The organism is Neobacillus sp. D3-1R, assembly GCF_052180215.1.
GTDB lineage: Bacteria > Bacillota > Bacilli > Bacillales > Cytobacillaceae > Pseudoneobacillus.
Genome location: NZ_CP197471.1, coordinates 2,425,283 through 2,440,083, shown reverse-complemented (window position 1 = coordinate 2,440,083; position 14,801 = coordinate 2,425,283). Strand labels below are relative to the sequence as shown.

At 35.4% G+C, this 14,801-nt stretch carries 14 protein-coding genes; 11 read left to right on the top strand and 3 right to left on the bottom strand.

What is annotated here, in order from left to right:
* Positions 1-14 precede the first annotated feature (14 nt).
* From ACSBPO_RS12540 to ACSBPO_RS12530, 3 genes are all read left to right on the top strand, one after another.
* Positions 15-1,130 (top strand): sugar diacid recognition domain-containing protein, encoded by a 1,116-nt coding sequence (locus ACSBPO_RS12540; RefSeq protein WP_442593727.1) that lies wholly within the window; start codon positions 15-17, stop codon positions 1,128-1,130.
* A gap of 127 nt (positions 1,131-1,257) precedes the next feature.
* A complete protein-coding gene (locus tag ACSBPO_RS12535; protein ID WP_442600359.1) occupies positions 1,258-2,526 on the top strand; it encodes a GntP family permease in 1,269 nt (422 codons plus the stop codon).
* Positions 2,527-2,544: 18 nt separating this feature from the next.
* Entirely contained in the window at positions 2,545-3,678 is a 1,134-nt protein-coding gene (locus ACSBPO_RS12530) for a glycerate kinase (protein ID WP_442593725.1), read from the top strand.
* A 237-nt stretch (positions 3,679-3,915) separates the two neighbouring features.
* Here ACSBPO_RS12530 and yiaA read toward each other — a convergent pair whose 3' ends face one another.
* Positions 3,916-4,386 (bottom strand): inner membrane protein YiaA, encoded by a 471-nt coding sequence (gene yiaA, locus ACSBPO_RS12525; protein ID WP_442593723.1) that lies wholly within the window; start codon positions 4,384-4,386, stop codon positions 3,916-3,918.
* 583 nt (positions 4,387-4,969) lie between these two features.
* On the opposite strand from yiaA, the gene ACSBPO_RS12520 reads away from it, so the two are divergent.
* The 7 genes from ACSBPO_RS12520 to ACSBPO_RS12490 all read left to right on the top strand — a co-directional run bounded on the left by ACSBPO_RS12520 (position 4,970) and on the right by ACSBPO_RS12490 (position 11,786).
* The gene (locus ACSBPO_RS12520; RefSeq protein ID WP_442593721.1) at positions 4,970-5,521 is read left to right on the top strand and encodes a GNAT family N-acetyltransferase; all 552 of its coding nucleotides are present in this window, start codon (positions 4,970-4,972) and stop codon (positions 5,519-5,521) included.
* Positions 5,522-5,736: 215 nt separating this feature from the next.
* On the top strand, positions 5,737-6,504 hold the full coding sequence (locus ACSBPO_RS12515; protein ID WP_442593719.1) for an NUDIX domain-containing protein: 768 nt from the start codon (positions 5,737-5,739) through the stop codon (positions 6,502-6,504).
* A 25-nt stretch (positions 6,505-6,529) separates the two neighbouring features.
* Complete coding sequence (locus ACSBPO_RS12510; RefSeq protein ID WP_442593717.1) at positions 6,530-7,081, top strand: cysteine hydrolase family protein; 552 nt, start codon at positions 6,530-6,532, stop codon at positions 7,079-7,081.
* A gap of 31 nt (positions 7,082-7,112) precedes the next feature.
* Entirely contained in the window at positions 7,113-8,594 is a 1,482-nt protein-coding gene (locus ACSBPO_RS12505) for a nicotinate phosphoribosyltransferase (RefSeq protein WP_442593715.1), read from the top strand.
* Positions 8,595-8,655: 61 nt separating this feature from the next.
* Positions 8,656-9,486: an ammonia-dependent NAD(+) synthetase gene (nadE, locus tag ACSBPO_RS12500; RefSeq protein ID WP_442593713.1), complete on the top strand. Its 831-nt coding sequence runs from the start codon at positions 8,656-8,658 to the stop codon at positions 9,484-9,486.
* A 141-nt stretch (positions 9,487-9,627) separates the two neighbouring features.
* The gene (locus tag ACSBPO_RS12495) at positions 9,628-10,506 is read left to right on the top strand and encodes a GNAT family N-acetyltransferase (RefSeq protein WP_442593711.1); all 879 of its coding nucleotides are present in this window, start codon (positions 9,628-9,630) and stop codon (positions 10,504-10,506) included.
* Between the two features lie 20 nt (positions 10,507-10,526).
* Complete coding sequence (locus ACSBPO_RS12490) at positions 10,527-11,786, top strand: GNAT family N-acetyltransferase (RefSeq protein ID WP_442593709.1); 1,260 nt, start codon at positions 10,527-10,529, stop codon at positions 11,784-11,786.
* Positions 11,787-11,839: 53 nt separating this feature from the next.
* On the opposite strand, the gene ACSBPO_RS12485 is transcribed toward ACSBPO_RS12490, so the two are convergent.
* The gene (locus ACSBPO_RS12485) at positions 11,840-12,820 is read right to left on the bottom strand and encodes a quinone oxidoreductase family protein (protein WP_442593707.1); all 981 of its coding nucleotides are present in this window, start codon (positions 12,818-12,820) and stop codon (positions 11,840-11,842) included.
* A 186-nt stretch (positions 12,821-13,006) separates the two neighbouring features.
* The gene (locus tag ACSBPO_RS12480) at positions 13,007-13,360 is read right to left on the bottom strand and encodes a winged helix-turn-helix transcriptional regulator (protein WP_442593705.1); all 354 of its coding nucleotides are present in this window, start codon (positions 13,358-13,360) and stop codon (positions 13,007-13,009) included.
* A 151-nt stretch (positions 13,361-13,511) separates the two neighbouring features.
* Here ACSBPO_RS12480 and ACSBPO_RS12475 point away from each other — a divergent pair, with 151 nt between their 5' ends.
* Entirely contained in the window at positions 13,512-14,768 is a 1,257-nt protein-coding gene (locus tag ACSBPO_RS12475) for an MFS transporter (RefSeq protein WP_442593703.1), read from the top strand.
* Positions 14,769-14,801 lie beyond the last annotated feature (33 nt).

Below are 14,801 nucleotides of genomic sequence, written 5' to 3'. Positions count from 1 at the left end.
TAGTGAGGGTTAACATGGCATTTTTAACGAAAGAGCTTGCGCAAGAAATTGTGGAGCGGACAATGAAAATATTGAACCAAAATATTAATGTTATGGACGAGAATGGGATTATCATAGGCTCTGGTGATAAAGTAAGGTTAAATCAACTTCATGATGGCGCTCTTTATGTACTAAAGCAAAATGAAAGTATAGAAATTGAAGAAGACGATGCTAAAAAAATGAAAGGAGCAAAGCCAGGTATAAATCTGCCCATCCGATTTCATAATCAAACAGTTGGAGTGATTGGAATCACCGGAGATCCGAGCAAGATTCGAAATTACGCACAGTTAGTGAAAATGGCTGCTGAACTTGTTTTGGAGCAATCGTTTTTATTAGAGCGTATGCAATGGAAACAGAGATTACAAGGTGAAATTGTAAACCAACTCATTCATGAAGATGAAATAAATGAGATGTTAGTGAAAGAGCGTGCCAATATACTGGGAATGGACCTAGATCTACCGAGAATGGTGATATTACTAGAGAGTAGAGAAAATAATCCTACTATTGATTACCCAAAGTTAATGAGAAGTCTCCAATATGAGCTTGATAAATCAGATCTAATTGCTTTAACCTACAATAATAATATTGTCATCCTAAAGTCTATGTTAGCTAGAGAAAACGATATAACGCCTTTCTTAAAGAGGATTTATAAACACATAACAGAGCATTCAAACAATTTGATAGAAATAGCTAGTGGTTCGTATGTAACTTCGATAAAAGATATAAGGTTTTCTTTTATAAATGCACAAAAAACGTTAATAGTGGGGAAAAAAATAAATCAAAAACAAGGAATTTATCAATTTGATGAATTTTACTTAGAGGTAGTACTTTCACAATTGGATCAGGTTAAGCAATTTTCATTTTATGAAGAACTCCTAAAAAATGATAAAAATGGTGAACTCCGTGCCACCTTACATACTTTTATTAAAGAAAACGGAGAATTAAACAAGGTAGCGGAAAGTTTGTTTATTCATCGAAATACACTCCGATATCGATTAGATAAAATAACTGAGCAAACTGGTAAAGACCCTCGGAAAATGAAAGATATAATTGAATTATACGTAGCAAAATTATTATATGAAATTCATTAATTTGTGCGTTTGCACAAAAAATGTATAAAAAAGAAAGCATTATTTTATCGCCTGTTACAATGATTCTCCTTTAGAAAACGCTTACAATTTACTTAAAGCAAAATTTAAACTTTAGGAGGTAAATATGATGGATGTTACTGTAAGCGCTTTAGGAGCTGTAAGTGCGTTAGTTATTGCTATTATTTTGATTTTAAAGAAGGTTCCACCAGCGTACGGAATGGTTGCGGGTGCTTTAATTGGCGGATTGATAGGTGGAGCCGATATTACCAATACAGTTACTCTAATGATGGAAGGCGCAAAAGGTATTATCCCTGCTGTTCTTCGTATTCTAGCAGCGGGGGTTTTAGCAGGTGTCCTTATTGAGTCAGGAGCAGCTTCTTCGATAGCGGAAACGATTGTTAAAAAATTAGGAGAAACACGTGCCTTATTAGCATTGGCAGTTGCTACAATGATCTTGACAGCAGTAGGGGTATTCATTGATGTTGCTGTTATCACGGTTTCACCGATTGCGTTAGCAATTGCAAAACGTGCGAAATTATCTAAAACAGCTATATTATTAGCGATGATTGGTGGAGGAAAAGCAGGGAATATTATGTCTCCAAATCCAAATGCGATTGCCGCATCTGATGCTTTCCATGTTCCATTAACATCTATTATGGCAGCAGGAATTATTCCAGCAATTTTTGGTTTAATTGTTACTTATGTTATTGCCAAAAAACTTGTTAATAAAGGTTCGGCTATTACAAGTGCAGAATTGGATACTACTAATCAAACAAATATGCCATTATTTATAACAGCTATCATAGCACCACTAGTTACAATCATTTTACTAGCACTAAGACCAACTTTAGATATCGCCATTGATCCAATGGTAGCACTTCCAATTGGGGGGATCATTGGTGCAATTGCTATGAAAAAGACGAAGAAAATTAATGAATATGCGATTTCAGGTTTAAGCAAAATGTCTGGCGTTGCCATCATGCTATTGGGAACTGGAACATTAGCTGGAATCATTGCTAATTCCACACTAAAAGATGTTGTTATCAATGCTCTAACGTCTTCTGGGTTACCAGCTTACTTATTAGCACCTGTATCCGGTATCTTTATGTCAGCGGCAACTGCTTCAACTACAGCAGGAACAGCCGTAGCAAGTGGTGTCTTTGGACCAACGATTTTAGGACTTGGTATTTCTGCATTAGCAGGTGCTGCGATGATTCATGCAGGGGCTACTGTATTAGATCACTTACCACATGGAAGCTTCTTCCATGCAACAGCTGGTAGTGTGAACATGGATATCAAAGAGCGTTTAAAAGTAATGCCGTATGAAACATTAGTTGGTTTAACGCTTGCTATTATTTCCACTCTTGTATTCGGAGTCTTCAAACTGTTTAGTTAAGGAAGGGGTGTCTGTAAGATGAAAATAATTATTGCACCAGATTCGTTTAAAGAGAGCTTATCTGCACTGGAAGCTGCTATTGCTATTGAAAGAGGCTTTAAAGAAATTTTTCCAGAAGCTGAATATAAAAAACTTCCAATGGCGGACGGAGGAGAAGGGACAGTTCAATCTTTGGTTGACGCTACTGGTGGTAGAATAGTAGATAAGGTAGTTACCGGACCGTTGGGTGAACCTGTTCAGGCATTCTTTGGAATACTAGGCGATCGGCAAACCGCTGTCATTGAAATGGCGGCAGCATCAGGTTTACACTTAGTTCCTGTGGAAAAAAGAAATCCATTGATTACAACTACAAGAGGTACAGGAGAACTAATACTTGCTGCATTAGATTTAGGGGTAAAGGACTTTATCATTGGAATTGGTGGAAGTGCAACGAATGATGGAGGAGCTGGAATGGTCCAAGCCCTTGGTGCTAGACTTTTAAATCATGAAGGAGAAGAGATCGGCCCTGGTGGAGGAGCTTTGGCTGACCTAGCATCCATTGATTTATCGGAATTAGATTTAAGAGTACTAGATGCAAAAATTGAAGTAGCTTGTGATGTTGATAATCCTTTGACAGGTCCAAAAGGTGCATCTGCTATATATGGACCACAAAAGGGTGCCACACCTGAACTTGTGGTGCAGCTGGATGCCAATTTAACCCATTATGCCGATATTGTTGAAGAACAATTGGGGAAATCCTTCCGAGATATTCCGGGTGCAGGTGCGGCTGGTGGTTTAGGTGCCGGACTAATGGGATTCTTATCTGCTAGTTTAAAACGTGGTGTTGATATTGTGCTTGATGCGGTGCAATTTGAAGAGCATGTAAAGGATGCTGACCTTGTGATAACTGGTGAAGGACGAATTGATAGTCAGACTATATACGGAAAAACACCTATTGGGGTGGCAAAAGCCTCTAAGAAGTTCAATGTTCCTGTTATTGGTGTAGCAGGTTCCATTACCAAAGATAGTCATATAGTCTATGAACATGGTATCGATGCTCTTTATAGCATCATACCGGGAGTAGTTACTCTACCCGAAGCGTTTGAGAATGCTGCTGTTTTTATGCAACAAACAGCAAGAAATATTGCTGCTACCATGAAATTATGGAAATAGAATAAAAGAGAAGAAGCTACCTATAAGAGGGGGAGCTTCTTCTCTTTAGTTAATGTATTTGATAATGTTCGATTCCTCATATTATTTCTCGGGAAAGCGCAGAATCAGACATTTCCTACGCTGAAGTTGTCGTAAATTGCATAATTAAAAGAATATCCCGTAAAAATTGTCGTTTTTATGCCTTAAAGAGCTTGCTAGCCTAATATTTCCATTGAAAATAAAATGATAAACTCACGCTTAATCTCTTTCTCTTGCCCTCTGTGTATCTCTAATATTCTTCTGGACCGTTATAGCTGCAAATAAACTAAGAACAAATGACATTCCATAAAATCCCTTTTCGCTTAAAACAATACTGCCTGCATTGTATAAACCGATAGCCATTAATGAAATAGAAACAATAAGTGCAAACCAACTAATACCATAATAAATATTAGTAACTGGTATTCCCTCTTCCTTATCTCTAACTGCTTTTTGCAATGATACAGCCGAATAGAGTCCGAATACTAATACGGCAAAGTAATATCCTTTTTCATTCAGTTGCATCGTTGCATTATACAATCCTATAAGATAAGACGTAATACCAACTAACAGGGCTGCCCAAGAAGCCCCTTTGAAAGCTGCAGTCGGTTCTCCTTCTTTTCTTTCTACTTTCAGTTTTGTATCATGTTGTTTTCCTTTATCTAATAAAACCTCGTTATCATTAGACATTGAATGTTTCGCCTCCATCATTTTTTGATAAATATGAAGCACCGTGGATACATTATTTAAAGTACTTCCATATAAATCTATTATATAGAAATTTCTTACAAAAAATAGATACTTTATTCTTAATTTTCAATGTTTTATATCTTGCTAAACTAATCTGAATTCATGTTAAGTAATCATGTTGTAGCAGGAAGTACACTCATGAATTCATACGGATACACTTTTTATTAAAGCTCTGTTAAACAAGAATGTTGATTTCCGCTGCAGGCACTCGCTTTCCGGGGAAGAATTATGAAAAAGCCCTACTGCCGGTTTTTTCAAAAACCAAATTCTTCCTTGGGGCGTGCGGTGAGCCTCCTCGTCGCTATCGCTCCTGTGGGGTACAAATGATCCCTCTTGTGGATCATTTTACTAGGTCTCACCTGTCCCGCTGTTCCCGCAGGAGTCTCGCGCCTTCCGCTCCAATCAACATAGTTAATAATCAACACCACTCTTTAACAGAACCTTTATAAAAGTACTAATTGAAGATCTTATTTCAAAAACTACCCTTAATGAGTTCTTTTATCATGAATACGGAGGACTACAAATGAATTTTTTAACTATTGATCAGTGGGATGAAGAAATATGGAAACAAGTAGGATTTATTTACAATCAAGCTTTTGGACAAAGTGGGGCGAAGCCGGAAAAAATAATCCGCAATATGTTCGCTAAGCAAATGTGTTTCTTACATGTAGCTACAGTCAAAAGTGACATAATTGCGATGGCTCTAACAGGAAAAATCGAGGGGACAAAAACTCTACTTATTGATTATATTGCAGTAAGAGAAGATTTGAGGAAACAAGGTATCGGGTTTAAACTTCTAGAATACATAAAAACTTGGTGTTTACAGAAAAAGCAATTAGACAGTTTGGTTATTGAAGTGGAAGCGGAAAAAACAATTGAAAACCTTAATCGAATCCACTTTTGGGAGAGAAATAATTTCCAGCTAACCGATTATATTCATCAATATATTTGGGTTCCTGAACCATATCAAGCTATGTATTTGAAACTATTGCCTGACGCGCAAATACCAACGAAAGGCGAACAACTTTTTCCATACATCGTTCAATTTCACAAAGAATCCTTTCGGTTGAAATAAAAGAATGATCCACTGAAAATGAAGGAGTTTTTATGTAATGAATCACTTTAAAAGGAGGCAAGGATGAAAATCTTTGTCTGTTTTTTTGTTGCAAAAATAGATGAAAAGGCATATATTAAAATTAACAAATAACAAATTGTTAATTAATAAAAGGATAAAATTTCAAAATAAACCTATATTAACAAATAGATAACTTCTCTAGAAGGGAGAGGACGATGGATAACAATACAAAAAAATATCGTACACCTGATGGTTATACCAGTGATATCGCCATTTTTACAATTATTTCAGAGCAGCTGGAGTTATATAAACCACCAGTAAAGACATTAAAACTTATGCTTATACAACGAGCTTTAACCAATGCAGAGGGACTACCGAATATTGAAGGTGGGAAATGGGCATTGCCGGGAGGATTTATTCAAGAAAATGAATCAGCTATTGAAGCGGCTAAGAGAGAATTAGAAGAAGAAACAGGTGTATCAGATGTGCATATGAAACATTTCGGTGTATACGATACACCTGGTCGCGACCCAAGAGGATGGATTATATCGAATGCTCTATATGCCATTGTTACCGAAGATTACTTATCTAAAAGAAAAGCTGCCGATGATGCTGCTAAAGTTGAACTTTTTAATTTAAATGAGGTTTTTCAATTAGAACTTGCGTTTGATCATCGCCAAATTATAGATGATGCACTTTGGTTTATCAAAAAGGATATGGCTTTAACCACTTTAGCTAAAAATTTCTTACCAGATGAATTTGTCCTCTCCGAATTGCAAGGAGTCTTGTTAACTGTATTGGATGATCCATCCATTAAATTAGATGCAGCTTTTTTTAGAAAAGCTCCTACATTACCTTTCTTAGAGAAAGTCGTGGAAGAAGGGAAGCCTAAGAAAACGAGCAGGTATTCTAAAACACCCGCTCAACTTTATCGGTTTACTGATTTTCAACCATTCGTATCTGTTTATCAAGGTAAATTCTAATTTTTAAAAAGGGAGAGTATGAAAAATGGGTAAAAAAGCTTTAATAAATATCGATTACACCTATGACTTTGTTGCAGATGCAGGAGCTTTAACTTGTGGAAAGCCAGGGCAAGAGATTGAAAATGAAATGGTTCGCTTAACAGAAGAGTTTATTCAAAATGGGGATTACACAATCTTTGCTATTGATATGCACCATGAAGGGGATGAATTTCATCCAGAAACGAAGCTTTATCCACCACATAACATTAAAGGTACTAGCGGAAGAGAATTATTTGGTCGACTTGAACAGGTGTATCAAGATAATAGAGATAAAGAAAATGTGTATTATATAGATAAAACAAGATATAGTGCATTTGCTGGAACAGATCTAGAAATCAAATTGCGTGAAAGAGGAATAATAGAGCTACATTTAATAGGCGTTTGTACAGATATTTGTGTGTTACACACTGCAGTGGATGCTTATAATAAAGGTTTTCAAATTGTCATTCATGAAAAAGCGGTTGCAAGTTTTAACCAGGCAGGACATGACTGGGCTCTTGGACACTTTAAAGGAAGTATGAATGCAACAATCTTATAGAAATACAAAAAAGTGGATGGAGGTCTATTTAATGCGAAAAGAATTTCCGGATGACGGTTTAGTTTTACATACGGATGCATACCAAATAAATATGGTAGAAACGTATTGGCATGACGGAGTTCATAAGCGAAAAGCAGTTTTTGAATTGTTTTTTAGAAAGCTGCCGTTCGGTAATGGTTATGGCATATTTGCTGGTCTTGAACGAATTATTCATTATATAAAAAATTTTAGATTTACAGAAAGTGATATCAATTATTTACGTGATGAATTTGGTTATGAAGAAGAGTTTTTGAACTTTTTAAAGGAAATCAAATTTACTGGTAAAATCCGTTCGATGAAAGAAGGGGAACTAGTATTTGGGAATGAAACGATTCTCCAAGTTGAATCTACTCTTGCGGAGGCACAGCTTGTCGAAACAGCTCTTTTAAATATCGTTAATTATCAAACTTTAGTTGCAACTAAAGCATCAAGAATCAAGCAAATAATCGGAAATGAAAAAGCTATGGAATTTGGAACAAGAAGAGCACATGAAATGGATGCTGCGATTTGGGGTACTAGAGCTGCCTTCATTGCGGGCTTTGATTCCACAAGTAATGTAAGAGCAGGCAAGATATTTGGGATACCAGTATCTGGTACTCATGCCCATTCGATGATTCAGGCATATAAAGATGATTATTTGGCGATGAAAAAATATGCAGAAAGTTGTCTTCGTCGAAAGAATAAAGTCTTTATCCCGCTTGTTGATACGTATGATACCCTTCGCTCTGGTGTTCCAGCTGCAATCAAAGTTGCAAAAGAATTCGCAGGAGAGATCAAGTTTGAGGGAATTCGACTAGATAGTGGCGACATGGCATATCTATCAAAAGAAGCTCGAAAAATGTTAGATGAAGCTGGTTTCCAAGATGCAAAAATAGTAGCATCTAATGATCTAGACGAGTACACGATACTACATTTAAAAGCACAAGGTGCCAAAATTGATGTCTGGGGTGTAGGAACAAAATTGATTACCGCTTTTGAACAACCTGCATTAGGGGCTGTTTATAAAATCGTTTCCATCGAAAACGATCAAGGAGAAATGGAAGATACCATTAAAATCTCAGGAAATCCTGAAAAGGTAACGACTCCTGGTTTAAAAAAGTTATATCGAATTATTAACTCTACTAATCAAAAGTCTGAAGGGGATTATATTGCCCTTCAAAACGAAAATCCTAACCTAGAAGATCATCTAAAAATGTTCCATCCCATTCACACTTATATTAGTAAATTTGTTTCTAATTTTGAAGCACGTGAACTACATCATGATATTTTTGTAGACGGTCAATTAGTGTATGAATTACCTAATATCTTTGAAATTCAACAATTTGCCCTAAAAAATATGGAAGTGCTATGGGACGAATATAAACGAACCATGAATCCAGAAGAATATCCAGTAGACTTAAGTCAAAAATGTTGGGATAACAAAATGGCTATCATTCAAAAGGTGAAGGAACAAGTCGATAAAATGAAGGCTTAGCAATTGAATTATCAATAAAACTAGTAGGTAGAAATGGCAATAGGAAGGAATGTTCATCTATATGAGTAGTTTACAAACAGAAGTAATTAAAGCGCTAAAAACGAAGCCGGAAATAGATGCGAAAGAAGAAATTCGAAAAAGTGTAAATATGATGAAAAATTATCTAAAGAAATATTCCTTTTTAGAATCAATGATATTAGGAATATCTGGAGGGCAGGATTCGACTTTAACAGGAAAATTGGCTCAAGTGGCGGTAAATGAATTAAATGAGGAACTTGGAACAAATAAATATAAATTTATTGCTGTTCGTTTACCGTATGGTATTCAAGCAGATGAGGATGACTGCCAGGATGCGATTCAATTTATTCAGCCGAGTGAAGTTGTTGTAGTGAATATTAAAGATGCTGTAGATGCTAGTGTAGCAGCAGTTGAAAAGGGTACGGGAAAAAAGCTAACTGATTTTTTAAAAGGAAATGTAAAGGCTAGACATCGAATGGAAACTCAATATAGCATTGCTGGTACTTATAAGGGCATTGTGTTAGGGACTGATCATTCAGCAGAAGCCATCACAGGTTTTTATACAAAATTTGGAGATGGCGCAGCCGATATGGTACCAATTTTTAGACTGAATAAACGACAAGGTAAATTGCTTTTAAAAGAATTAGGATGCCCAGAACATCTATATTTAAAGGTTCCAACCGCAGACCTAGAAGACGATCGTCCATCCTTACCAGATGAAGTTGCCCTAGGTGTGACGTATGATGAAATTGATGACTATCTAGAAGGTAGGGAAGTAAATAAAACTAGCAAAGAAAAAATTGAAAACTGGTATTTAAAATCAGAGCACAAAAGACAAGGACCTATTACAGTGTTCGATGATTGGTGGAAGTAAAAATAAAAGTGTTGTTCATCATGAACAACACTTTTATTTTAAACTTAATATTGATAATTTTTTGAATAGTACATATAATTAAATAAACTGAACAGTCGGTATACTTCTTGGGTAATGAATAAGAGTAAAGGGGGAAGAAAATTGATCACGATTAAACGATTAACAGAATGTACGATAGAAGAAGGGGTTCAAGCATGGAATGTAGGTTTTGAGGGATATTATTTTGATGCAACAACCACAGCTGAAAAATTTGTAAATCGTCTAGTTTTAGAGGGTTTATCACTTGATTTATCGATTGTAGCCTTTCAAGAAGGTGAACCAATTGGAATCATAAAAAATGGAGTTCGCCTATTCAATAAACAAAAAATAGCTTGGAACGGAGGCACTGGAGTTGCCTCTCATTTACGGAATAAAGGCGTCGGCAGAGAATTAATGGAAGCCACACTTTCGATTTATAAAGAGGAAGGGGTCCATTTTGCAACTTTAGAAGCAATCAGCGATAACAAAAGAGCCATTGCCCTCTATGAAAAAATGGGTTACCGAATAGTGGACGACTTAGAATATTTAGAATTAAAGGGAATAGTCCCTGAACTCAGTACTCCTGAAAATAAGAACTTTATAATAGAAAGGGTGATGCCACAACAAATCGGTCATCTTTCATTCTATAAAGGGATGCATCCATGGCAAACAAGTTGGCAGAGTGCAAAGGATGGAGAAGGCTTACTATTAAAAGATTTTTCTGGTGAAGTACTTGCATATGCCTATTATCGTCGAAATTTCGATGAGCAGGGTAAACATGTTAGTACAGTATTGTTTCAGTGTGAGGCTAATCCTACCATACAGGACGGAGAAAAAGTCATTAATTATTTAATTCACCAGGTATTTTCTTCATTCCATCAGGATATTCGAAGAGTAATCCCTAATTTACCAACTCACCAAAGTAATCAGACATATAGTGTATTAAAAAATCTTGGTTTTAAGCCGTTCGTGAATCAAGTATTTATGATGAAAGAAATGTAGTCACGGAAAGGTGAGGTTAAATGATGAAAAGTATAATTAGAAAATTAGATGTGACTGAAATTCCTAAGTTTGTTGAGATTGCACTAAATGCCTATCCTGCTGTTGTCCAAAACACACCAGAATTTAAGGAACGAATGATAAACAATATGACTCAGCTTCAAGGAAATGAAGATGCCATTGAGTTTTATGGTTTATTTCGTGAAGGAAAAATAGTAGGTGGCATGAGGTTACATTACTTTAAAATGAATTTATATTCTCAAATAGTAGATGTTGGTGGGGTAGGCCAAGTAGCAGTGGATTTACTTCATAAAAAAGAGCATGTAGCAAAAGAGTTAATTGAGTATTTTATCGATCATTTTAAAGAAAAAAGAACTTCATTGCTTTCTTTATATCCTTTTCGACCTGATTTTTATAAAAAAATGGGATTTGGTCATGGAACCAAAATGAACAAATACCATATTAAACCATCAAGTTTTCCAAAAGGAAATAATAAAGATGGACTCATGTTTCTAGATCAGTCTCATAAAACTTTCATCAAAGACTGCTATAACCGTTATGCAAAAGAGACTCATGGAATGATGTTTAAAACGGATCGTGATATTGAGTTAATGTTTAGGAACCCTGATCATAAATTGGTTGGTTATATGAATGGAGATAGGCTAGAAAGTTATATGCTATTTTCTTTTAAGAAAATGAGTGAGAGTAATTTTATTTACCATAATCTCGTTGTACACGAAATGATTTATGAGAACCCAGAAGCGTTATCTAAATTAACTTATTTTTTACATACACAAGATGATCAAATAAATAGAGTGACACTTACAACTCAGGATGATGCAATCGAATATTTGATCTCAGATCCTAGGAATGATTCTAATCATCTCATACCCAGTGTCTATCATGAAACAAACACTTCTGGTACTGGTTTAATGTACCGGATTATCGATATGGATACTTTTATTGATCATTTAAGTAATTATTCCTTTCATTCAGAAACCTGTACAGTTGGCTTTTATATTGTAGATGACTTTATGCCGCAGGAATCTAAAAAGGTCATTTTAGATTTTAAAAATGGTACAATATTTAAATCTGATTCTACCGTATCCGAAGTTGAAGTTGAATTAAAGATAGCTGAATTTTCCTCTCTCATGTTGGGGGCGGTAACTCCGCGGACTCTATATGATTTTGGTAAATTAACGATAAATGATCTAAAATATTTAACCGTTTTACAACGAATCTTTGTTCATTTGCCAAAGCCGTTGTGTGTAACAGCATTTTAAAGATGGTCTAAAAACGACAGTGATGATACTGTCGTTTTTTTATACAATTCTTTCTAATCTTGAACATCCAACAGTATTTTCCCTGTACTTTTTCTACTTTCCATCCACTCGTGTGCATGGGCAGCTTCGCTTAAAGGGAAATTGGCACCGATTTTTATAGATAATTGTCCATTGGCAATAAGAGGGAGTACCTGCTCAGCAACGTTTTTTAAGGTATAGGGCCTCAACTTACGTGTAGTTCCAAAACTAAATCCCATTACTGAACGACAGCTTGAATGAAGATCCTTTGTTTGGATATTCCCTACACTACCGCTTGAATTTCCAAAATGAACTAAACGCCCATAAGGAGCAAGACAATTTAGGCTTTCTTCTGTTATTTTTCCTGCAAGGGAGTCTAATACAATATTTACACCATTTCCATCGGTAATTTCATTTACTTTATCTGAAAAATTTCCCTCCGTATAGCAAATGACCTCGTCAGCCCCAGCATCTAAGGCAACATTTTTTTTACTAGAATTGCCAACAGTACCGATAATTTTACTTGCACCTAGTAGTTTTGCCAGTTGTATGGCGGTTGTGCCGACCCCTCCGGCAGCTGAATGGATTAAAACGGTTTCACCTTTTTCCAATCTAGCAATATCCATAAGTAATTGATAGGAAAGAAAAGAGACAATTGGACAGGCAGCAGCCATGCCAAAATCAAGTGAATCTGGAATAACAAAAGTAAGTGCTTCATCTGCTACTACATACTCTGAATATGATCCACCTTGAGGGAAAGCAATAACTCTCTGACCTATTTGAAGGGATTGAACAGCTTCTCCAACACTTTCGATTATTCCTGTAGCATCAATACCAGGAATATACGGTATGTTTCCGCCCCCTTTTTTTCCATACCTAGATTTGATATCCGCAAAATTAACAGAAGTCTTTATTACACGAATTAAGACTTGATTAGGTTTTATAGTAGGCAAAGGAATATCGGAATATTTCATTACCTGTGGTCCACCAAATTCAGTTACTAATATAGCTTTCATTGTAAACAACCTCCCCAAAACCGTTCATTCATTTGCTTATAAACTCTATATATTCCATAAACAATTTAAACATCCTTTTTGTTAGATAATTATTAAAATAGAAACGAACTATCAAATTTATATCATGCTGCTAGCTAACTGATATAATATGGATTCTATTAAAAAGAAGCCAAGAAGGCTCCTGATTTATATACTTTCCTTTATATTGTTTTCCACGCTTATTTCTTTTTTTATTTTTTCTAGATGACTTTTTCCCCATGTACTCATAAAGGTTAATAAAGGCTTTAATTCTTGACCATATTCTGTAAGGGAATATTCTACTTTTAAAACTTTTTCATTAAATTCAGTTCTTATAATCAATCCGTCATTTTCAAGTTCTCTTAATGCTTGGGAAAGCATCTTTTTTGTTATCTCAGGAATTAACTTTTTTAACTCTCCGTATCGATAGTTACGCTGACTTAAATGCCATAATATACGTGACTTCCATTTTCCTCCTATTGTATCCACTGTGACCTCTACGGGACAATAATACTTTTTCATACACCAGCCACCTTCCTTTACAGCTAATATTATTATAAATGGTATTTATTCCAATGAGTACCATTTTTGCAGAAAAGTGGATACAAAAAAGTGCCTACTTGTTGTGGGGATTATTCCTTCTTAAGATTAAGTATAGAAGGGAGAGGTATGAATGAAAGTACGATCGTTTCAAAAATATAATTTTAATCAATCTCTTAAATTGATTCTGTTATGGAATGTCCTATTTTGTTTAGGTTTAAGTGTGTATAGTGTTTTATATAACCTATATTTAATGGAATTTATTTCATTAAATATGATAGGGAGAATTTCGGGGACAAGTTATTTTTCCTATGCAATCTTTTCGGTAATAGGTGGATTAATGGCTGATAAATTCGGTCCGAAAAGGGTTTTACAAGTTGGAATCGTTGTTTTAATTATTGGCTATATTGGTGGATTAACAACCTCTTCACCTCTTTTACTTTGCATGTGGGGAATTGTTATTGGCATGGGACAGTCTTTTACCAATACGATGTTTGTTCCACTATTAACGGAGCATTCTTCGGAACAGGAACGAGTAAAGCTTTTTAGCTTAGCATTTGGATCAGGAAATTTATTCATGTTTTTTGGTACTCTTGGTTCAGGAATCATAGCTGATAAGTTAGCTTCCACATTCTCTCTTACAGCAATTCATAGTTTTCAGATGGTTATTATTTCTGCATCAGTCGTTCTTTTTATGAGTGGAATCCCATTAATGATGGTTAAACCAAATAAAGAAAAAAATCAAACAGTAAGGAAACGTTTACTTTCTCCATTTTCTTGGAACACTCATCATTTTGTAGTCAAATTTACTGGGGTTAAACTAATTGAGGGGATTGGAAACGGTTTAAGTATTCCTTATATTAATTTATTTTTAGTGAATCGTTTTGACTTAGCTTCTTCACACATAAGTTTGTTTATGTCAGGTGCTGTTTTGATGACAGTCATCATGATTTTTATCAATCCATACATTACAACAAAATATGGTGAAATGAAAGTGATATTTATTCTCCAAACTATAGCGATTCCTTGTCTTATTACGCTAGCCTTTTCGGTAAACATTTGGATATGTGCAATCTCCTTTTTATGTTTCCGCGCTTTACTATTTGCGATGAGCCCGATTCAATCCAAAATAGTCATGGGGAAGACGTCTCAACATATTCGGGGACTTACCCATAGTGTTGGCTTTATGGCTTCTATGGTGGGAATTGGGATAGCAGGCCCATTAAGCATGCAGATGGTTTCTTCACTAGGAAATTATTATGGGTATGGCTTAGCATTTACGATTGCAAGTTTGTGTTTAGGTGCGGCAGTTTTACTCTTTAATTACTTTTTTGGAACGCCTCAAAAAGTATTTAATGAATCCTTACATTTAGAAAAAGAAATGGCATAGAGTATTGTGATTTGTCACAAAATCCACTTCTAA

Coding starts and splice junctions, on each gene's coding strand:
- ACSBPO_RS12540 (WP_442593727.1), top strand. CDS start 15: ATGGCATTTTTAACGAAAGAGCTTGCGCAAGAAATTGTGGAGCGGACA.
- ACSBPO_RS12535 (WP_442600359.1), top strand. CDS start 1,258: ATGGATGTTACTGTAAGCGCTTTAGGAGCTGTAAGTGCGTTAGTTATT.
- ACSBPO_RS12530 (WP_442593725.1), top strand. CDS start 2,545: ATGAAAATAATTATTGCACCAGATTCGTTTAAAGAGAGCTTATCTGCA.
- yiaA (WP_442593723.1), bottom strand. CDS start 4,386: ATGTCTAATGATAACGAGGTTTTATTAGATAAAGGAAAACAACATGAT.
- ACSBPO_RS12520 (WP_442593721.1), top strand. CDS start 4,970: ATGAATTTTTTAACTATTGATCAGTGGGATGAAGAAATATGGAAACAA.
- ACSBPO_RS12515 (WP_442593719.1), top strand. CDS start 5,737: ATGGATAACAATACAAAAAAATATCGTACACCTGATGGTTATACCAGT.
- ACSBPO_RS12510 (WP_442593717.1), top strand. CDS start 6,530: ATGGGTAAAAAAGCTTTAATAAATATCGATTACACCTATGACTTTGTT.
- ACSBPO_RS12505 (WP_442593715.1), top strand. CDS start 7,113: ATGCGAAAAGAATTTCCGGATGACGGTTTAGTTTTACATACGGATGCA.
- nadE (WP_442593713.1), top strand. CDS start 8,656: ATGAGTAGTTTACAAACAGAAGTAATTAAAGCGCTAAAAACGAAGCCG.
- ACSBPO_RS12490 (WP_442593709.1), top strand. CDS start 10,527: ATGATGAAAAGTATAATTAGAAAATTAGATGTGACTGAAATTCCTAAG.
- ACSBPO_RS12485 (WP_442593707.1), bottom strand. CDS start 12,820: ATGAAAGCTATATTAGTAACTGAATTTGGTGGACCACAGGTAATGAAA.
- ACSBPO_RS12480 (WP_442593705.1), bottom strand. CDS start 13,360: ATGAAAAAGTATTATTGTCCCGTAGAGGTCACAGTGGATACAATAGGA.
- ACSBPO_RS12475 (WP_442593703.1), top strand. CDS start 13,512: ATGAAAGTACGATCGTTTCAAAAATATAATTTTAATCAATCTCTTAAA.